Origin of the sequence: Pedobacter sp. (genome assembly GCF_041662865.1) — a bacterium.
In the GTDB taxonomy this organism is placed as follows: domain Bacteria; phylum Bacteroidota; class Bacteroidia; order Sphingobacteriales; family Sphingobacteriaceae; genus Pedobacter.
The window spans coordinates 17,727-38,389 of record NZ_JBAZRL010000033.1 but is presented as its reverse complement, the minus strand read 5'-3'; the positions used below and the strand labels follow the sequence as shown (position 1 = coordinate 38,389).

19 protein-coding genes are annotated in these 20,663 nt (G+C 34.1%); 3 read left to right on the top strand and 16 right to left on the bottom strand.

Translation table 11 applies throughout. The annotated features are described in order from the left end of the window. The 5 genes from WC622_RS11590 to accD all read right to left on the bottom strand — a co-directional run. Window positions 1-547, bottom strand: a 547-nt coding sequence (locus WC622_RS11590) for a serine hydrolase domain-containing protein (protein WP_372819856.1), incomplete at its 3' end; no start/stop codon positions are given. A gap of 79 nt (window positions 548-626) precedes the next feature. Continuing rightward, window positions 627-1,034 carry a DUF1801 domain-containing protein gene (locus tag WC622_RS11585; RefSeq protein WP_372819855.1) on the bottom strand — a complete coding sequence of 136 codons (408 nt, stop codon included), beginning with the start codon at window positions 1,032-1,034 and terminating at the stop codon, window positions 627-629. A 46-nt stretch (window positions 1,035-1,080) separates the two neighbouring features. Then, window positions 1,081-1,545, bottom strand: coding sequence for a hypothetical protein (locus WC622_RS11580; RefSeq protein ID WP_372819854.1), 465 nt, complete (start codon window positions 1,543-1,545; stop codon window positions 1,081-1,083). A gap of 275 nt (window positions 1,546-1,820) precedes the next feature. Beyond that, window positions 1,821-2,468, bottom strand: a complete 648-nt coding sequence (locus tag WC622_RS11575; protein WP_372819853.1) for a hypothetical protein — start codon at window positions 2,466-2,468, stop codon at window positions 1,821-1,823. A gap of 261 nt (window positions 2,469-2,729) precedes the next feature. After that, window positions 2,730-3,575, bottom strand: a complete 846-nt coding sequence (accD, locus tag WC622_RS11570; RefSeq protein ID WP_372819852.1) for an acetyl-CoA carboxylase, carboxyltransferase subunit beta — start codon at window positions 3,573-3,575, stop codon at window positions 2,730-2,732. A 543-nt stretch (window positions 3,576-4,118) separates the two neighbouring features. Here accD and fbaA point away from each other — a divergent pair. Next, entirely contained in the window at window positions 4,119-5,198 is a 1,080-nt protein-coding gene (fbaA, locus tag WC622_RS11565; protein WP_372819851.1) for a class II fructose-bisphosphate aldolase, read from the top strand. Between the two features lie 138 nt (window positions 5,199-5,336). Here the strand turns inward: fbaA and WC622_RS11560 are convergent, their stop codons facing one another. From WC622_RS11560 to WC622_RS11545, 4 genes are read right to left on the bottom strand one after another with little or no spacing between them, the layout of a single operon-like run. Continuing rightward, complete coding sequence (locus WC622_RS11560; protein WP_372819850.1) at window positions 5,337-6,041, bottom strand: LytR/AlgR family response regulator transcription factor; 705 nt, start codon at window positions 6,039-6,041, stop codon at window positions 5,337-5,339. Between the two features lie 2 nt (window positions 6,042-6,043). Beyond that, the gene (locus WC622_RS11555) at window positions 6,044-7,093 is read right to left on the bottom strand and encodes a sensor histidine kinase (RefSeq protein WP_372819849.1); all 1,050 of its coding nucleotides are present in this window, start codon (window positions 7,091-7,093) and stop codon (window positions 6,044-6,046) included. Between the two features lie 28 nt (window positions 7,094-7,121). Beyond that, entirely contained in the window at window positions 7,122-7,919 is a 798-nt protein-coding gene (locus WC622_RS11550; RefSeq protein WP_372819848.1) for a DUF4249 family protein, read from the bottom strand. Continuing rightward, the gene (locus WC622_RS11545; protein ID WP_372819847.1) at window positions 7,910-10,738 is read right to left on the bottom strand and encodes a TonB-dependent receptor domain-containing protein; all 2,829 of its coding nucleotides are present in this window, start codon (window positions 10,736-10,738) and stop codon (window positions 7,910-7,912) included. The genes WC622_RS11550 and WC622_RS11545 overlap by 10 nt, the downstream gene beginning before the upstream one ends. A gap of 225 nt (window positions 10,739-10,963) precedes the next feature. Between WC622_RS11545 and WC622_RS11540 the strand changes: the two genes are divergently transcribed. Further along, complete coding sequence (locus tag WC622_RS11540; protein ID WP_372819846.1) at window positions 10,964-11,437, top strand: low affinity iron permease family protein; 474 nt, start codon at window positions 10,964-10,966, stop codon at window positions 11,435-11,437. A gap of 1 nt (window position 11,438) precedes the next feature. Next, complete coding sequence (locus tag WC622_RS11535) at window positions 11,439-11,864, top strand: GNAT family N-acetyltransferase (RefSeq protein ID WP_372819845.1); 426 nt, start codon at window positions 11,439-11,441, stop codon at window positions 11,862-11,864. Between the two features lie 81 nt (window positions 11,865-11,945). Here the strand turns inward: WC622_RS11535 and WC622_RS11530 are convergent, their stop codons facing one another. From WC622_RS11530 to WC622_RS11500, 7 genes are all read right to left on the bottom strand, one after another. After that, complete coding sequence (locus WC622_RS11530; protein ID WP_372819844.1) at window positions 11,946-12,980, bottom strand: M24B family metallopeptidase; 1,035 nt, start codon at window positions 12,978-12,980, stop codon at window positions 11,946-11,948. Window positions 12,981-13,008: 28 nt separating this feature from the next. Continuing rightward, window positions 13,009-13,386 (bottom strand): aminopeptidase P N-terminal domain-containing protein, encoded by a 378-nt coding sequence (locus WC622_RS11525; RefSeq protein WP_372819843.1) that lies wholly within the window; start codon window positions 13,384-13,386, stop codon window positions 13,009-13,011. A gap of 270 nt (window positions 13,387-13,656) precedes the next feature. Next, on the bottom strand, window positions 13,657-14,514 hold the full coding sequence (locus WC622_RS11520) for a hydroxymethylglutaryl-CoA lyase (protein ID WP_372819842.1): 858 nt from the start codon (window positions 14,512-14,514) through the stop codon (window positions 13,657-13,659). 87 nt (window positions 14,515-14,601) lie between these two features. Further along, window positions 14,602-15,909 carry an NAD(P)/FAD-dependent oxidoreductase gene (locus WC622_RS11515; protein WP_372819841.1) on the bottom strand — a complete coding sequence of 436 codons (1,308 nt, stop codon included), beginning with the start codon at window positions 15,907-15,909 and terminating at the stop codon, window positions 14,602-14,604. Between the two features lie 187 nt (window positions 15,910-16,096). Further along, window positions 16,097-19,054: a protein translocase subunit SecDF gene (secDF, locus tag WC622_RS11510; RefSeq protein ID WP_372819840.1), complete on the bottom strand. Its 2,958-nt coding sequence runs from the start codon at window positions 19,052-19,054 to the stop codon at window positions 16,097-16,099. A 111-nt stretch (window positions 19,055-19,165) separates the two neighbouring features. Beyond that, complete coding sequence (locus WC622_RS11505; protein ID WP_372819839.1) at window positions 19,166-19,654, bottom strand: dihydrofolate reductase; 489 nt, start codon at window positions 19,652-19,654, stop codon at window positions 19,166-19,168. Window positions 19,655-19,770: 116 nt separating this feature from the next. Continuing rightward, on the bottom strand, window positions 19,771-20,565 hold the full coding sequence (locus tag WC622_RS11500) for a thymidylate synthase (RefSeq protein ID WP_372819838.1): 795 nt from the start codon (window positions 20,563-20,565) through the stop codon (window positions 19,771-19,773). Window positions 20,566-20,663 lie beyond the last annotated feature (98 nt).

Here is a 20,663-nt window from a genome sequence, read left to right as displayed (position 1 = left end):
TGAATAAGTTGTTTGCTGCTTCACTATATTTTTTCCCAGTAACTTTTTCAATCAGTTGACCAAGCAAGCCATACGCAGGGTTACTATAGTAGAAATCTGTTCCAGGTTTAAATGCCAAAGGTTTGTCGAGATTAACAATACCTGCCGACATATTAAGTAATTGATGTACGGTGACGGTATCTGCCCATGGCTGTTTTAAGTATGGTAAATAGGTTTTAATTGATTTGTTTAGACTTAAATTTCCCTTTTCAACTTCTTTTAAGATTAAAACTGCTGTTATTTGTTTGCTGTTCGACTGTATTCTGAAGTTGTCTTTTAGCGTTAACTTTACCTTTTTCTCTACATCCGAATACCCACTTATTTTTGAATACTTTATTTTACCATTTTGAGTTATCAAAATAACGCCATTAAAACCTCTTGGGTTTGTAGTTTGAATTAAACTATCAATTTTGGAAGAATAGTTGTCCTTTGCTTTTTGCCCATAACCATTGTAATAAACTAAAAGTGTTAAAGAAAAAAAAGTTAACAATCTAATAAGTCGTTTCATTGAAATTTTATTTATATAAATTTTTGTGTCAATAATAATTGTTCTTAACCACAAAACTGTGTTAGCTGCTGACCGCTGATTAATTCTTTTTCGATTTTGATTTGAGGTAATTTTCTCTTAGAGCACGAAGATCAATTTTCGAACAATCGGCAATTAGTTCCTTTACAATTTTTAGCGGCATTTCATCTTTGTTTTTAAAATTAATACAACCTTTTTGGAAAGCTGCATCTTTCAACAGCGCTTTATATTTTTCATAAATAATAGTTGAACCATACATTGGCAATACATGCAATGACATATAATTTTTTACGCTAGAAAGCCCATATTTAAAACTTCCTGGCGCATTATAAATAATCATTTCTTTTCCCATCATGGGTGCAATTACTGGTGTGATAGTTTTATCATTTTGTATGATAATTTCATGAAGTTGCGATAATAATTCTTGCCTATCTTCTGGTTGGCTTGATATAAATTCTAAAATTGACATACTTGATGTTTTTAGTGTTTCAATTTGCAGTTATGTGACGGTTTTTTTATTTCCATTCTATAGGATATTCCATATAATCTAAATATCCATTTGTTTCAAATAGAACGTCATAACCTTGGCTTGTTAAATAGTAATGACATACTTTAACTTCATTGTTCCGTTTGGGAAACGTCAGCACAGCAGGGCAAAGTTTAGCTTTGTCAATCTTTTTTACAATAAGGTCAAATTTGTTGTCGATGTTTTTTTTCTTGAAGAAACCTAAGGACCTATCACTAATAAATCTTGCAATTTTAATGGAAGTTATGGGATATTTGAACATTTCATATTTTATGCCTTCATAGATAGCACACTTTTCATTCATAGTAGAACTTATAGTTAAACTATCTTCGGTTATGTCTTTAATTACTCCACTTTTAAAACGTTTCCCGTCGGAAAACTCTAAATCATAAATCGCTTCCATTCTGATTACGAAACCATCATCGGATATTTTCCACGAAGTTTTATCATTCAAGTGTTTTCCTTTTTTTGTACGATTAAAATATTTCCCGGTTCATATCTACAATCATAATGTGTTCTATATTCGGCTTCTCCTGGAATAGTATCAGTTTGTGAAAATAAACTAGAATAAGTCAATCCTATTAAAATAACTAAAATTAATTTTCTCATATGTTGGTCTTATGATTAGATAGTCTCTCCATTGTTTAGGTAAACTGCCGCATAACGTTTTGCGGCTTGCCGAAGGCGGGGCTTTCGAAGCACCATCTGTCAAGCTACCACTAATGTTATTTAATTGCCGAAAAGTTTCTGTAACCACGTCCGCCCCGCTTTTGGCAAGGTGCTGTTACCTGTAGTTTTTTCTGTCTGCTTATACGTGTCCCAGAGTAGTTTTCCGTCAAAGTCTATTTTATATTTTGTCTTTGCAAAGTCCGTTAATAAAATACCGTCACTTTCAATTTTAAATTCTTCTTCATTGTCTATCGATACAAAAATGTCTGCACCACCAAACTCCCATTTTTTATTTCCGTCTTTGTCAAGTTTTGTTACTTGAAGTTCACCGTGTATGATGTAGTCGTCCTGCTGTTTAAAAATTTGAAAGCAAGTCGCTTGGTCAACTTGAGTTTTCCATTTTAATTCAAGGTCGGGAAGTGTCAAGCTAATCACAGTGTCGCAACAGCAAATTACTAATCTGTCATTGTCAACAAGCGATGAATTTTGATGAACACCTGTCGCACCGCCTGAGCCTATTAAAATACAACTTTCAATAATTTGGTCGTCACGATAAATTTTAATTCCGTGCTTTGAAGTCGGGTATTGCTCTGCATTGTCACCGAAGTAAGTCTTTGAATAAACACAATTGTTGTCCGCAGAGCCAAATTTGTAAGTTGGCTCGTCAAGAACTTCAATTGTCAAGTCTTTATATTGATGTTTATTCATTTTTGTTGTCGTCCTAAAATTGCAGGTAACTCGCCGCTTGGCGCTACTTAATCGGATATTAAACATTTATAAACGAATATAACCGTTTAATATCCGATTATTAAATATTTTTTGTGGTGATAAGGAGTAACATTTGTCCTACAAAATTTCTTATGAAACAAAAAAAAAGCTCCAAAGGAGCTTTTTTTAAAATATTAATTCATTAGTATCATTTTGGCAATCTGCCCAATGAACAAATGAACTATTGAACGAATGAACTACTTAATTCTTCATCATTTTTAAGAAACTAGCCAATTTCGCTTTCATTTGTCTTCTATCCACAATAAAATCTAAAAAGCCATGCTCCAATACAAATTCAGAAGTTTGAAATCCTTTAGGAAGATCTTTCTTTATAGTTTCTTTAATTACACGTGGTCCAGCAAAGCCAATTAAGGCGCCTGGTTCAGCAATATTAATGTCGCCTAACATGGCATACGAAGCAGTTACACCACCCGTTGTTGGATCAGTTAATAAAGAAATATAAGGGATTTTAGCTTGTGCTAATAAAGCAAGTTTAGCAGAGGTCTTTGCCATTTGCATTAACGAAAATGCGGCTTCCATCATACGAGCACCACCCGATTTAGAAATCATTAAAAATGGCACTTTGTTTTTGATGCTATAATCGATAGAACGAGCAATTTTTTCTCCAACTACAGAGCCCATAGAACCACCAATAAAAGCAAAGTCCATACAAGCAACCATTAACTCCTGCCCATCCACTTTTCCATGAGCAGCACGAATAGCGTCTTTTAAACCAGTTTTAGCTTGGCTTTCTACTATTCTCTCGGTATAAGGTTTATTATCGTTAAAGTGTAAAGGGTCGCCAGAAGTAAGGTTGGCAAACAATTCGGTAAAGGTATTATTGTCAAAAATAACTTGAAAATATTCTTTAGAACCTATCCGTAAATGATAATCGCAATAGTGGCAAACGTACTTGTTTTCAATTAAATCTGCACTGTGTAATGCTTTTTTACAGTTTGGACATTTATTCCACAAGCCATCCGGTGCTTCTTTCTTTTCTTCTGTTGTGGTACTGATACCTTTTTTTTCTCTCTTAAACCAAGCCATGTTACTAGTTAAAAATGCGAGTACAAAGAAACAAAAAAAATAATTAAGAAAAACAGTATTGTGTTAGTGGTTGTTCGATTGTTATAGTGTGGCATTGGTTGACTTTTGAAAATTAACAATTTAACGCGAGTTCGGTATAATGAATAGCTTTTAAATGGTAGGCACAATGGTTGTGGTTTAAAAATCATTGATTTCTGCGATATAACATGGTTCTGTCGCTTCGCGGACAAACTTTTTTCCTGTAGATGAAAAAAGTATGCAAAAAACTCCACGACTGCGCCCAGCGCTATTAAAGTTTCTGCCAAGGCAAATTGCTGCATTCCGCACTGGACAAGGTCGATTTTTGGTTTACGAAGAGATAGTGCTTGGGCTTGTTAGTTAAAAATAGCAGAATGCTTAACCCGAACTCACGTTAATTTAACAATTCAATACTTCCTCAATCGACTAAAATATTAGGGTGGTTATTGTAAAAAGTACACTTAGGTAAAAATTGTTGTTTTCTTAATTTTTTTCATAACTTCGACATATCAAATTTAAATAGAAATGAGTTTAAAAGGCTATAAAGGCGTAATTTACGGATCAGCCGTTCAGGAATTATTTGAACAGGCTAAGAAACATCAATTTGCATTACCAGCGGTAAATGTTACAGGAACCAATACTATTAATGCAGTAATGGAAACTGCAAAAGCAGTAAATTCTCCTGTAATGATTCAACTTTCTAATGGTGGTGCACAGTTTTACGCTGGTAAAACATTAAATAACGATAACTTAAATGCTTGTGTATTGGGCGCAGTTTCTGCAGCTAAGCATGTGCATTTATTAGCAGAACATTATGGTGTTGCTGTAATTTTACATACAGACCATGCGGCTAAAAAGTTATTGCCTTGGATTGATGGTCTTTTAACACATGGCGAACAATTCTTTGAAGAAACTGGTAAACCTTTATTTTCATCGCACATGTTGGATCTTTCGGAAGAACCAATTGAAGAGAACATGGAAGTTTGTGTAGAATATTTCAAACGCATGAACAAAATGGGCATGACCATTGAAATTGAATTAGGTGTAACTGGTGGTGAAGAAGATGGTGTTGATAATAGTGATGTAGATAGCTCTAAATTATACACACAGCCAAGTGAAGTTGCTTATGCATATGATGAATTGAGTAAGGTAAGTGATCGTTTTACCATTGCAGCTGCTTTTGGTAATGTGCATGGGGTGTATAAACCAGGTAACGTTAAATTACAGCCAATTATTCTAAAAAATTCTCAAGATTACATTAAAGAAAAATACAACTTAACTGCAGAGAAACCAATTAATTTTGTTTTCCACGGTGGTTCAGGTTCATCTCAAGAAGAAATAAGGGAAGCTATATCTTATGGTGCTATTAAAATGAACATTGATACCGATATGCAATGGGCATTTTGGCAAGGAATTTTAGATTACTACAAAAAGAACGAAGCATTTTTGCAAGGTCAAATTGGTAATCCGGATGGAGATGATAAGCCAAATAAAAAATATTATGATCCTCGTGTTTGGTTACGCAAAGGTGAGGAAGAATTTGTGAAACGTTTAACAGGCGCTTTTGAAGATTTAAATTGCATTAACGCCAACGATAAATTATAAAATAGCGTTAAAATATTTGAGGGTTTAAATGTTGTAAAGTTCTAGGCACATGTCTAGAATTGCAACATTTAAACCTTTACTTTTTACAAACATTTGTAGACGGCTAAACGTTACAACATCTAAACCTTCCAACCAATTTTATAGGTTTTTTTGACTGATATATCCTTGCAGTAAATCTCGATAGCCTACCCCGACAGGAATTTCTTCTCCTGCTACAACCAACTGTGATTTTTGAATAGAATCAATTTTATCTAAAGCTATAATGTACGATTTATGAATACGAATAAACCTGTCAGCACCAAGTCTTTCTTCAAGCCCTTTTAAACCTAATCTGGTTACAATAGGTTTTCCATCAGTAACATTAATTCTTACATAATCTTTAAGGCCTTCAATAAATGTAATGTCTTTTATTTTAATTTTAATTAAGGCATAATTAGCATTAACAAATACGTAATCATTTTCTGGCAAAGCCCTATTTTGCATTTGTTTAGTTAAGTAAAGCTCGTGCGCTTTATTTACAGCTTTTAAAAAGCGATTAAATGGAACTGGTTTAACCAGATAATCTACAACATCTAAATTAAAACCATCAAGCGCATGTTCTTGATAGGCCGTTACTAAGATGACCATTGGTGGATTTGTAAAAGATTTTAGTAAATCAAGGCCATTAATGCTAGGCATGTGTATATCCAGAAAAATTAAATCAACCTTGTTTTTTTCTAATACATCTTGAACGTGAAGTGGATTACGGCAAGAAGCAATAATTTTTAAAAAAGGAATTTGTTTTACATTATCTTCTAGTAATTCTAGCGCAGGTTTCTCATCGTCAACTAAAATACAATTCATTTTTATAAGGTAATTTGTAGCATGGCCATAAAAGTATTATCTTTTTGTTGAGTATAGAAGAGATGCTTGCCACTATAGAGCAATTCTAGCCTTCTTTTAACATTATTTAACCCTATTCCCGAACTTTTCTCTGCAAATGTTTCAATTTGTGCTACATTATTAATGACAATCATCTTTAATTGACGTTCTTTTTCTTCTAAGATGATAGAAATATCTATGACCGGAGATTCGATGTTGCCAATACCATGTTTAAACGCATTTTCAATAAATGGGATTAATAGCATGGGTTCGATTACAAAATTTTCAAAAGGCCCTACTAATTGAAGATTGACCTTCAAATCTTCTTCAAATCGGATCAATTGTAAATCGATGTAATTCCTGAGGTATTCAATTTCATCTGCTAATCCAATGGGCTTCCCATTATTATCATATAACATATACCGCATTAACTGAGAAAGGCTGATCAACGATGATTCGAGTGCCTCAGATTTTTTTCTCGCCATTGATACCATTGTATTTAATGTGTTAAACATAAAGTGTGGACTAATTTGTGATGAGAGAAAATCTAGTTCTGTTTTTAAATGGATATGCTCACGTTCTTTGTTTAATTTTTCTCTTTTTACTTTTTCTAAATATAATTGATGGCAGAAGCTCACAACAATAGTGAATAAAAAAGGAAAAACATTCATAATGTTTAGTAGTGGTGGCGGCCCAAATTGATTTTTCTCTTTGGGTATAAATAAAGGATTTTTAGAAAAATCTGGTCTAAATAGGTCTTTAGTAAAAAGATAGATTGTCATGCACACCAACAACAACGCAATGTAGATTAACAATCCATGTTTCTTTTCCCTTATGGGGTAAATTAAATAACTGTGTACATAAAAAATAATAATAAGAAGTAGGTTAGAAACTAACATACTCCTTAAATGTTGTTCGCGAAATTCTTTTGGGAAGTTATCGGCTCCAGAAAAATAGGGCAAACTAAAAACAACTACCCAAAATAAGAGCGGGGCGACAAGATTAAAAAAACGCCAAGATTTTAGTTTTACCATTGTCTTTAATGTATTGTTTATAAACGTTTTATTGGTAAACAAATAGGTCTAACGTATCTGCTCTTAATCCTGTAAAAATACCTAAACCGTTGGTGACATTTGTTGAGGGATTTGTTAAATTAAGTGAATTTCCACCTGTGCTTTTTAGCGCATCGTTATATTCTTGATTTATATGAAATAATAAAACTTTATGATTGCCAGCATAATTAAAATTCATCGCTTCTGTGTTATATGTAGAAACTTGCCCAACCAAAACTTCATTTTTTAATCGGGTATTTCTTGATATACTGCTTGGATAAGCTTCAACGTTCTCAAATGACATAAGAAAATAATCTGATTTGGTATTGGCCCAGCTATACGTTACGGGTACAAAAGTGGTAGGAGTAGAGCCAAATGTAATTGTGGGTACTTTTTGTTGTGTACTCGAAGCTTTAAAGTTAATAGGCTTAGTTGGGATTGTGGTATGAGCACTTATAACTTTATCTAAATAGGTAAAATTTAAGGAGTAGCTTTTGTTGTCTTTTATGAAATTTACATCAGCATACGTGTAAACTCCGGGCTTAGTTTCTGTAAGTGAAATAGTATTTGTGCCGTCGCTTACTTTTAACTCCAAACCAGTTATGGGAAAACCATAAGAAATGGTATCTTCTAAATATTTCTGATAATAAACCTTAACCTGAACCGCGGTACCTGGTATTAAATAAGCTTCAACAACTGGTCGATTATAATCTGCAACTGAATCGTCTTTTTGGCATGAAGAAAAACAATACACAATGCTAATGAATAGGATGATGAATAGGTATTTTAAATTTTTATTTATTTCCATTTTAAGCTAAGCGTTATATTAGGTGTAAGACCAAGGTAATTTACGTTTGAGGTGATAACTTGATTGTTGACAATTGAATATTGTTGATACCAAATATTACCTCTATTATAGGCATTGAAAATAGAGAAGCCAATGCTCCCCACTTTGCGACTATCAATTTTAATTAAATCGTAAAGTGCAGAAAGATCTAAACGGTGATAGGATGGAAGGCGCTGGCCATTTTTTTCACTAATGGTTAAAAATGTCCTGGCATTACCGCTATAGTCGTTTACGGTATAGGTGCTTAATGGTGCAGTAAAAGGTTTTCCTGTTGCAAAGATCCATGTTGCTGAAAATGTCCACCTGCGATAGTGATAAAGATTAACCGATTTAAACTCGTGCCTAGTATCTTGACTGGCAGCAAATTCTCCGCCGTAGGCATCAAAATTATTTTTAGCTTCTGAGAGCGTATAACTTACCCATCCTGTATATTTTCCTTTTGTTTTCTGTAATAAAAATTCAATTCCTTTGGTATAGCCTGAGCCAGTGTAAAAATGTTCTTCTAAAGAAACGCCAGTTCTTCTGTTTCCAATTTGTCGTTGAGAATATTCTGATAAATTAGTTAGTGTTTTATAATAACCTTCCACATCAATTAAAAATTTATCTGCTTCATAGCTAAAACCTGCAATGTAATGATAGGCAGAACTTACAGGAATGGAGCTACCATTGGATAATACCCAAAAATCTCTACTTCCAGATAAAATATCTTCTCTAATCACACGGTTAGTAAATTGGTAAAACTTACCGGTTGAAGCTTTTAAAGTTAATTGATCATTCAATGTATAAGTTCCAGATAGGCGAGGTTCTAGATAAACTTTCCCAGTTTGATCATAATAAGTGGTACGAAGGCCAGGCTTAATTTGCAAGTTTTTGCCTGGACTAAATTCTATTTCGCCATAAAGCCCGCCAATATTTGCTTTGGTATGCTGATCAATTAGTTTGCTCGTGTCATTTTGACTATACTCATAAGAAACATCTTGATTAGAGGCATAAACACCAAAAAGCGCTTTGATTTTATCTGCAGTTTGCCATTCCCAATCAGATTTTAAGCTAAAATCTTTCAACTTATTCTTTTCAAAGGTTCCGTTGTTTAATTCTGTTTCATTTCCAAGCGAATCTGCAATGGTTATCTTATTACTGTTGTCTCTATCGCTGTGATACGTAGAATAGCTCATTAACGTGTTTGAATATATTTTTGGTGTCCATCGCTTCGACCATTTTAAGCTCGACCCTAAATTGCCATAAGTAGTTTTATCTGTATTGGTGATTTCTCCACCACTAGAAATAAAGGAAGGTAATTCGATGGTTTTACTATTATCGAGATTATCATTTCCTTGATAAATGCTCCAAGAAAATCTGTTTTTTTGATCTGGAGCATACGTATATTTTGCGTTCAAATCGTAAAAGGCAGATGCAGGTGTAGTAACGGTTTGTGTGAAACCACCTCTACCGCCCCCGCCAGGAGGACCGCCCATGCCACCTCCAGGCCCACCAGGTCCACTGGTGGTAGAAACTGTTGTTGTGTTAAATTTGTTAAATATTTTATTATACAGAGGTCCTTCATAAGATCTTCTATAGGCTAATAACAGGGTAGATTTTTCGTTAATTGGCTTTTCTAAATAAATATTAGCACTTAAAAGACTAATGTCTCCACCAATGTTGTATTCTTTGCTATTTCCCTCTTTACCAACAATATCGGTTACACTAGACAATCGACCACCGTATTTGCTAGAGAAACCTCCTTTATACATGGTTACATCTTTAACACTATTACTATTAAATGCACTAAAAAAACCATACAGGTGATCTACTTGATAAACTGTAAATCCATCAAAAAGTACTAGATTTTGATCTGGTGTACCTCCTCTTACATAAGCCCCTGAAGATGATTCGTTACTACCACTTATGCCTGGCATTAATTGAAATGATCGTAAAATATCTCTTTCTCCAATATTGGGCAACTCATCTAACTTTGCTGGAGAGATTTGCAACACACTTACTCTACGTTTATCGGTAGTCATTACGCTTTCACCCTTTTTACCCACAACTACAACTTCATTTAGTGATTTTACTGAAATGAAAAGACCAATTACAATTTCCTTTTTAATATTCTCACTACTTAATTGATAGGTATCTCTTCTGTAGCCAACATAATTAATTTCTAACGTGCAGGTGTCGGAAGGAACATGCAAAATGGTAAAATAACCATCGGAGTTTGTAGCAGTGCTTATAGTAGTGTTTCTTACTTTAATAATGGCTGATGGTAATGATTCGCCAGTATTTTGATCTATAACTTTTCCATTAATGGCAAAAGGTTCAACTTTTTTTACAGACTTAATAGTGTCTAATGTGATAGAATTGTTTTTGATAATTAAATTTTCGTTTCGCTTTTTTGAGCTTAGGTTTTGGCTTGAGTAGTAAAGAGCGGGGTCTTTTTCTATCTCCATTTTTTTGAGACGAGGTAAATCTTCAGGCATTTTAATGATATAAATAGCTTGATCTGATTCTACCCAATAATGAATCTTATTGGCCTTAAAAATCTTCGATAATACGTTTGCAATTGGTTCTTCATGAAATTGATCAGTAATTTGCATATCCTTTATCATTTCATGATCATAGATGAATCTGATCTTGCTTTTTTGGGCAATGGTATCCAACATGGTTTCCATGGGTAATGTAAAGAAACCACTAATAACCGCCTCTGTTTTTAATGGTCGCTGGGCAGAGGCTGTAAAACTCAATGCGCAACTCATGCTAATTAATAATAAAATTCTCTTCATATGTAAAGGCGAATTTTATAAAAGCACATGTTAACAAATGTTAATTGCGACAAATGATAGATATAAGCCTATGAAAGTAACTTTTGTTGCGAAGATTTAAGGTGATCAATAATTTTTTATTAAAACATATTCTTAGTTTATGGGTTTGCTAGATGTTAATAGTTATGTTCAGATTTTGATTTTAACCTATTATATAGTCTATATTTACTAACACAATCAGTTGACATGAAAAGCAAAGGAAAAAAGAATAGTCTATTTGAAAGATTTGCAAATGCAGCCACTAAATTTACAGGAAGTTCGCCGGCTTTTTTAATTGCAGCAGGAGTAGTAATAGTATGGGCAGCAACGGGTCCACTGTTCGATTATTCTGAAACTTGGCAGTTGGTAATTAACACAGGAACAACTATTATCACTTTTTTAATGGTGTTTTTAATTCAGAAAGCACAAAATAAAGATGGTAAGGCTATTCAGTTAAAGCTAAATGAATTAATTGCAGCTCAAGAGCACACGAGTAATCGTATGGTTGACATTGAAGATTTAACGGAGGAAGAATTAGATCAATTGCACAAATTTTATGTTAAATTAGCTATGTTAGCTAAAAAGGAAAATGATATTCATTGTTCGCATAGTATTGATGCAGCGGAAGAATGGAATATGAAAAAAGCAAAAGGTAATAAACCAGTTAAAAAAGATAAATAAGATGGATACGCTGCAAGTTCAAAAAGCAACAACAAAAGAAGAATTAGAAAAAGTTTTTGCTATTCGTAAAATCGTTTTTGTAGATGAACAAAATTGTCCGCCAGAATTAGAATGGGAAAATGAAGATGTTTCAACCCATTTTTTGGCTTTATCAGATCATCAGCCTTGCGGCGCTTGTCGCTGGCGCAAAACGGATAAAGGATATAAATTAGAACGCTTTGCAGTGTTAAAAGAGTTTAGAGGTCAAGGTGTGGGTAGAGCTTTAATTGCGACTGCCTTAGATGATTTGCCTTCAGATGCAGACTACATTTATTTAAACGCTCAATTAGATGCGATGAGTTTGTACGCTAAATTTGGTTTTGTTGCTGAAGGAGATCAGTTTGAGGAAGCTGGTATTCAGCATTTTAAAATGGTAAAGAAAGCTTAGAACTTTTTAAACTATAGAATTGAAAAAGCCATTCACATAATTTGTGAATGGCTTTTAGTTTTTAGTAGAAAATGATTTTATTTAATTGGTTCTACCTGATTTTAAACTTGGTAAAACAAAGTCATTAAGAACACTTTTGGCAGCCATTTTCTTCTCAATATCTGCGATGCTTCTTGGTGCAAAGACCGAAAGGTTTTCATAGCCATCTTTTGTAATTAATACATCATCTTCAATACGCACCCCAATGCCCCACCATTTTTTATCACAATCACTATTGGCAGGAATATAAATGCCGGGTTCAATAGTAATCACCATGTTAGCTAGGAGTTTGCCTGAACTGCTTCTATCGTGCACATCTAGTCCTATATGGTGACTAAGGCCATGAGTATAATATTTTCTATAGTCTTTTTTATCTTTAATAATGCCCAATTTTAATAAACCTTCTGAAATAACTTCATTTGCTGCATTACTTGCTGCAGAAAAAGTAGAACCATCTTTTAAGGTTTTAAAAGCGGCTTCTTGAGCATCATAAACAATTTGGTAGATCAGTTTTTCACTTTCTGTAAATTTACCATTTGCTGGTATTATCCGCGTAACATCTGCGCTATAACCATGGTATTCTGCACCTACATCCATCAACACTAAAGAATTTCCAACTTTTGTTTTAGTATTCGTTTCATAGTGTAAAATACAGCCATTTTCGCCAGAACCTACAATAGAACCGTAGCCTACTTCTTCTGCACCGTATTTTTTATGCACAAATTCCTGTATACCTTGTATTTCAAGCTCACTCATATTGGTGTTTGCAGCTTTCATGACTTCACTATGCGCATTGCAAGAAATTTCTACCGCTTTACGAAGCATTACTAATTCTTCTTGTGTTTTAATTTCCCTTAACTGGCCTGTTAATTTATAGTAAAGTCTTCTAGCAGTATTTACATCTGATGTGTTGTCTAAAGAGATATTCGCTTTCTTCACAAACGAATTCACTAATCCAGCTAAAAGTGGAGATTCTGTTTTAGATGGCGCCATTGTTGCTGGCAAACTGTATATGATATTCTTGAACTTAGAAAGATTGATAGCATAATCCTTAAAATCATTACCATTAAAGGCCATCGGAATACCTAACTTTTCTTTTACACCTTCAACACCTAAGCGTCGACCTGTCCAACTTTCTTGTTGCGGGCTTCTTTTCTACAAAAAACAATTCTTTATAGGCATTGCCTTTGTCATCTGTTTGCGCTTCTTTGAAAATAAATAGCACTGCATCTGGTTCTTTGTATCCAGAAAAGTAATAAAGATCTGGGTTTTGATGATAGAGATAATCTACATCATTTGAAAAAGTTCGAGTAGGGTAGGCAAATACCACCATTACTGAACTATCTGGCATAATTTTACGCAATGCTTCTCTGCGTTGCGCATGAAAATCTTTGCTAAAATAATCTGTAGGTTCAAGGTCTTGAGCAAATGAAGTTTGCGCCACACATACCATAAACAGTAGGGTAAGTAATTTTCTCATCATAATTTATTTTGCTTAGTTTTTGGTTACAGCATTGCTGATTTCTAAATGTATATAAATTTGACTATTTTAAATTATTGGTATAAAACATTTTACAATGATGAATTATATTGCAAGAATGGATGGATGATGAGGTTTATGTGTGCCAGCTATCGGTTTTATAGTTTAAATCATTTAGGTTTGATGTAGCATACGTATTGTTTTTTGTAGCTTTTAGCACAGATGATGACGATGCCTTTCTAACCCACCGCCACAATACTAACTACAACCACTTTAGTTAAACACTTCCGATGAAAATAGCATCGCTTCATGCCATTTATCCATATTTAAACCTAAGTCTTCATTTTTGCTTTGCAAGAAAGAAATCAAATCTTCGGTAGCCATATTTCCTGTTAAATCATCTGCTGCCATTGGACAACCACCATAACCTTTTAGCGCACTATCAAAACGAGTACAGCCAGCTTTATAGGCTGCTTCAATTTTTTCTAATCGCGTAAAAGGGGTACTGTGTAAATGAATGCCAATTTCTGTTTCATTAAACTTTCTAAGTAATGCTGGTAATATGGTCTCGATTTTTTCTGGTGTAGAAACGCCAGTTGTATCTGCTAGAGAAAGAATTTTAACACCTCTGTTTACCAATTCTTCCGCCCATTTTTCTATAATCTCTACATTCCATTCATCACCATACGGATTGCCAAAACCCATGGATAAATAAACCACAGCTGTTTTTTGGTGTTTATCGCAAAGGTTAAGCATTTCTTCAACTGTGTTTAAAGACTGAGCAATACTAGAATTTGTATTGCGCTGTTGAAAGGTTTCTGAAATGGAAAATGGAAAACCAAGATACGTAATCTGTTGATGCTGAACAGCTGCTTCAACACCTCTTACATTCGCTACAATAGCCAATAATTTCGATTTAGTGGTGCTTAAATCTAATTGTGCCAATACTTCAGCAGTATCTCGCAGTTGCGGAATTGCTTTTGGGGAAACAAAACTTCCGAAATCAATCGTGTCAAAGCCTACTTGCAATAAAAGATTAATGTATGCAGCTTTTAAGGCTGTCGGAATAAAATTGTGTAAGCCTTGCATGGCATCACGAGGGCATTCTACTAGCTTTATTTTTTGGTTCATTTGTTCATTAGTATCATTATTCACTTGTTCATTAGTATCATTAGTTCATTAGGTATTAGCTTATCAGACAAATGAACAAATGAACTGTTATTCTGTTTTTTGCGCTAGAGGACTATTTATAGCTTTCCATCGATCTCCCTTAAGAAATGGTCTAATGATTAAACGTGTGCCTCTATCATAACTAAAATAGCTCCATACCCAATTCACAAAAACAATTAACTTATTTCTAAAGCCAACTAGTGTCATTAAGTGAACAAACATCCATGTAAACCAAGCAAATATTCCTTGGAAATGGATTTTGCCAATATCTACCACGGCTCTGTTTCTACCAACTGTTGCCATAGAGCCTTTATCGAAATACTTGAAATTTTCAGTTGGTTTGCCTTGAATGATATTGATTAAATTTTTAGCCAATAAATTACCTTGCTGTATCGCTGCTGGAGCAACGCCCGGATGCCCATTTGGAGTTTCATCCGTAATCATTGCGGCAACATCACCAATGGCATAAATGTTCTGGTAGCATTCTACTTTGTTAATTTTATCAACTTTTAATCGATTTCCTCTTACGGTGCATTCTGGATTTAAACCATCTAACACTACACCTTTAACTCCCGCACTCCAAATTACAGTAGAAGAGGGGATAGAGGTTCCATCAACTAATGAAATTACGCTACCATCGTAGGTTTTTACCCTGGCTTCGGTAAGTACAGTTACACCCAATTCTTCTAAAAATTCTTTCGATTTTTTTTGTGCTTGTACAGACATCACTCCTAATAATTCGGGAGATCCTTCAATTAAATAAATATTTACTTTGTGAATATCCAGTTCTGGATAATCGTTTTTAAGTACGTGTTTCTTAAGTTCAGCAAGCGCACCAGCAGTTTCTACACCAGTTGGTCCACCACCAACGACTACAAAATTCAATAACTCCTTTTCCTTTTGAGCATCTTTTGCAATTAATGAGGCCTCCAAATTTTGTAAAATTAAGCTTCGTAAATTTAATGCCTCTGGAATAGATTTCATTGGCATTACATTTTGCTGAATTTCTTCCTGCCCAAAAAAATTGCTTGTTGATCCAGTTGCAATGACTAAATGATCGTAATGAATTGCTCCAATTGTAGTTAATAACTTATTTTCTTCTGGAATTACTTTTTCTACTTCTGTAACTCTGAACGTGAGATTTTTTTGTCCTTTAAATATTTTGCGAATAGGAAATGCAATAGAATCGGCCTCTAAGCCTCCACTTGCAACTTGATACAATAGGGGTTGAAAAGTATGGTAGTTGTGTTTATCAAGAATGACAACATCAACGTTTTTATTTCGAAGTTTTTTAGCTAATTCAATACCGCCAAAACCTCCACCAATTATCACTATTTTTTGTTTTCCGTTTTCCATAATAGAACAACTAATGAAACTATCAATTAGTTTAACAAATATAGAAAGTTATTGAGGCAATAAAGGTTAATCTGGTTTAAGAAATATAGCTCAAGCTAATTAAGGTAATCCGAGTATAATGAAAATTTAGAACAACAAAAAAGGGCATTCAGTTATGAACGCCCTTGTATTTTATAAGAATTGAAAGCTATTTAACTGCTTTTTTTTCGTTTTTAGATAAATCAATTACAATTGGTGTAGAGATACACAATGATGAATATGTACCAATAATACGACCAATTAATAAAGCAAATATAAACCCGCGGATACTATCTCCACCAAATACGAAGATTACCATTAACACAAAAAATACAGTTAATGAAGTTAAAATAGTACGACTTAATGTGCTGTTTAGTGCGAAGTTAATTAACGTATTACGCTCTTCACCATACACATCAGTTTTACCACTTTCACCTAATTTCTCGCGGATACGGTCAAACACAACTACAGTTTCTGTCATGGTATAACCCATTACTGTTAAAATTGCTGCAATAAAATCTTGTCCAATTTCTAATGGGAAAGGCAATACACCGTCTAAAATAGTATATAATGAAATTACCAATAACACATCATGGAATAATGCGATTACCGCACCTAAACCATATTGCCATTTTCTAAAACGCACCAAGATGTAAATAAACATTACAATACAAGAGAATAAAATTGCTCCGTACGCTCCGTAAATAATATCACTAGCAATTGTTGGTGTTACTTTTTGAGAACTTCCAATTTCAAACTTAGCTCCAGTTTCTGTTAGTCCTTTTCTTAATGCATTTTCTACAATTTTATCCGCATTAGGATCTTGATCTGTAATGTGGTAAGGAGTAGTGATTTTTAATGAATTATCAGTTCCAGCAGTTTTTACTAAAGCTTCTTCACCTTCAAAGTTGGTTACCAATTTCTTAGTCACCTCTTCCGTATTCATTTTTCTATCGAACTTAACCATGTAAGTTCTACCACCTTTAAAGTCTACACCTAAGTTTAAACCGTCATTTTTAATGTAGAAACCAATACCAGCAAGAATAATTACAGAAGAAATTACATAATATAATTTTCTATGTCCAACGAAGTTGAAAGCAATATTTTTAAATGCATTTCTAGTTACGCTATTATCGAAAGAGATGTTAGCTTTTTTGCTTAATAAACCTTCAAAAATTACGCGAGAGATTAAAACTGCCGCAAATAACGAAGTTACAATACCCACACATAATGTAGTAGCAAAACCTTGAACTGGACCTGTACCAAATATAAATAGGATAATACCTAAGATAAATAATGTTACGTTCGAATCGACGATTGAAGGCATTGCATGTTTAAAACCTTCTTTAATTGCAACTGCTGTACTTTTTCCATGGGCGAGTTCCTCTCGGACACGTTCAAAGATTAGGATGTTCGCATCTACGGATAAACCAATAGTTAATACGATACCAGCAATACCAGGTAGTGTTAGCACAGCTCCAAATGCAGCCAGCACACCCATAATAAAGAATAAGTTAATTAATAAGGAAAGATTAGCTACCCAGCCAGCTTTATTGTAATAGAAAGCCATAAATGCTAGAATAACAATAAATGCAATTACAAATGATGATAAACCGCTATCAATTGCTTGTTGACCTAATGAAGGACCTACAACGAAATCTGAAACGATTTTAGCAGGAGCAGGTAATTTACCAGCTTTTAAAATGTTAGCTAAATCTTTAGTGTCTTCTAAGGTAAAACTACCAGAAATAGAAGATACACCATTCGGAATTTCATTCTGTACAGTTGGTGCAGAATAAACTGTATTATCTAAAACAATAGCAATTGCTTTTTTATTATTTGGATCAGCAGATGCATCAGCAGTAATTTTTTTCCATTTTGCAGCACCATCGCTGTTCATGTACATGGTTACTTCTGGTCTGTTTTTCTGATCGTATCCTTGCATTGCGTTAGAAATCGCATCGCCACCTAAGTCAGGTCTTCCATCCAAAGAAGAAACTTTAATTGCATACAATTCAAATACTTTGCTGCCTTCCATCGGTTTTAAGCTCCACATGAATTTCATGGTGCCTGGAATTAACGACTTAATTTCTGGTCTAGCAAAATATGCTTTTACTTTAGCAGTATCTTTTTGCAAAGTCCAACCTACAACTGGTCCTGGACGTAATGCTTGTTGACCATTTTCTGCAGTATATGTAGGAATACTTAATATTGAGAATAGCGGATTAGATTTGCTTGCCTCAGCTTTTTTAGCAGTTGCTGAAGTGTCTTTTACAGCGCCTTTAGTTAAATTAGCTAATTTACTGCCTTTCGCTGCAGTATCTGCAGGTTTAGCGCTAGCAACAGCTGCAGTATCTTTTACAGTTAATGCAAGTGTTTTGTTAATGTTTTCTAATACATTAACAACTTCTTCATTTTGATAAACTTGCCAAAATTGTAATTCAGCAGAACCTTGTAATAATTTACGAACACGTTCTTTGTCTTGTACACCTGGCATTTCAATAAAGATTCTATTTGAACCTTCTTGTTTTTGCATGTTAGGAGCAACAACACCAAAACCATCAATACGACTACGTAAAATAGTAAATGAACGATCTATTGCACTATTACCTTCTTTAGATAAGAATTTTTTAACATCGTCGTTACTTGCGTTAGCTTTTAATTGACTAGCGTTATCTTGGTTAGCAAAGAAATCTGCTAATTTTCCGTTAGGAGCAAGTTTTTCATATTCATTAACAAACAAAGTGATGAAATCTTTTCCACCAGCATTCATTTGAGTTTGTGCATTTTGTAATGCCTGATTAAAGTTTGCATCTGTAGTATTACCAGCTAAAGATTTAGTCAGCTCAGCTAACGAAATCTCCATCGTAACATTCATTCCACCTTTTAAATCAAGACCAAGGTTAATCTCTTTACCTTTTACTTGTTGATACGTTAGCCCTAAACCAGGATAAACAGCTACAGTAGCCATCGAATCTAGATACGCTTTTTCTTTCACCACATCGCCTTTAGCATAAGCTTTGGCATCTTTTTCTACGTTATAAGTAACTAGATTAAATGAGAGAGAATACAGACAGACAATACCTAATAGTATTGCCATAAATTTAATAAAACCTTTACCTTGCATTTGTTTGTAAATTATTTTTTTCTATAGTATGCTGTTTTTAAACAAGTCGGCAAATCTAATTATTTTTTTAAATAATAGGTATCTTATTGAAATTTTATTAAGGAAATTTCGCTATTTGCGTTCTAATGTTGAAAAAGTGTAAGCTACGTTATTTTTTTCGTCAGCTTCGTGATATTCTTGATGGATTTCTTCCCACTCATTTCGAGTTAATTCTGGGAAAAAGGCATCGGCCTCATAACTTTGGTGAACGGTTGTTAAATATATCCTATTCGTAACAGCAAGCGCATGTTTGTAAATTTCGGCACCGCCAATAATAAATACTTCATTTTCTTGTTCACAAAGTGATAATGCTGCTTGTAAACTATTGACTACTTCTACACCTGCAATTTCTAACCCGGTTTTACGTGTAATTACAATGTTTCTTCTATTAGGTAATGGTTTGCCAATTGAATCATATGTTTTGCGACCCATGATTATAGTACCACCAGTTGTAATTTCTTTAAAGTGTTTTAAATCGGCCGGCAAATACCATAACAACTGATTGTCTTTTCCTATGGCATTGTTTTCTGAAATGGCTACTACTATGGATATTCGGTTCATTAGTTCATTAGTTCAATTGTTCATTGGTTTTGAGACCTTACGTCATTGCGAGGTACGAAGCAATCTCCTAACATATTTCGCTTTAAGATTGCTTCGTACCTCGCAATGACGATAATTTAGACTGCTACCGCTCCTTTAATATGTGGATGTGGATCGTAGTTTTCCAACGCGAAATCTTCAAATTTAAAATCGAAGATATTTTTTACTGCTGGATTAATATGCATTTGAGGTAAAGCTTTAGTATCTCTACTCAATTGCAATTTGGCTTGTTCAATATGGTTGTTGTATAAATGTGCATCACCAAGGGTGTGGATGAAATCACCGTATTGTAAATCGCAAACTTGTGCTACCATCATAGTTAGTAAAGCATAAGAAGCAATGTTAAAAGGTACGCCCAAAAATATATCCGCACTGCGTTGGTATAATTGACAGCTTAATTTACCATCGGCAACATAAAACTGAAAAAAAGCGTGGCAAGGTGGTAAAGCCATGTTTTCTATTTCTGCAACATTCCATGCAGAAACAATTATTCTTCTCGAATCAGGGTTGTTTTTTATGGTATTGATGATTTGAGTAATCTGATCAATCTTTTCGCCATCAGGTTTTGGCCAACTGCGCCATTGTGATCCATAAACAGGGCCTAAATTCCCATTTTCGTCAGCCCATTCATCCCAAATCTTTACTCCGTTATCTTTTAAGTATTTGATATTAGTATCGCCACTTAAAAACCAAATTAATTCATGTATAATAGATTTTAAGTGCAATTTTTTGGTAGTTACCATTGGGAAGCCATCCTGCAAATTGAAACGCATCTGATAACCAAAAACGCTAATTGTTCCCGTACCTGTGCGGTCGTGTTTTTGTGTGCCGTGATCTAGCACATGCTGCATTAAATCTAAATATTGTTTCATCTTATCTTAAAGGAAGAATAATCCTATTACAAAACTAAAAATTTTAAAGTCTGTACGTTTTATGTTTTTTCCACATTGTGGAGTTTTCCCAAGTATTT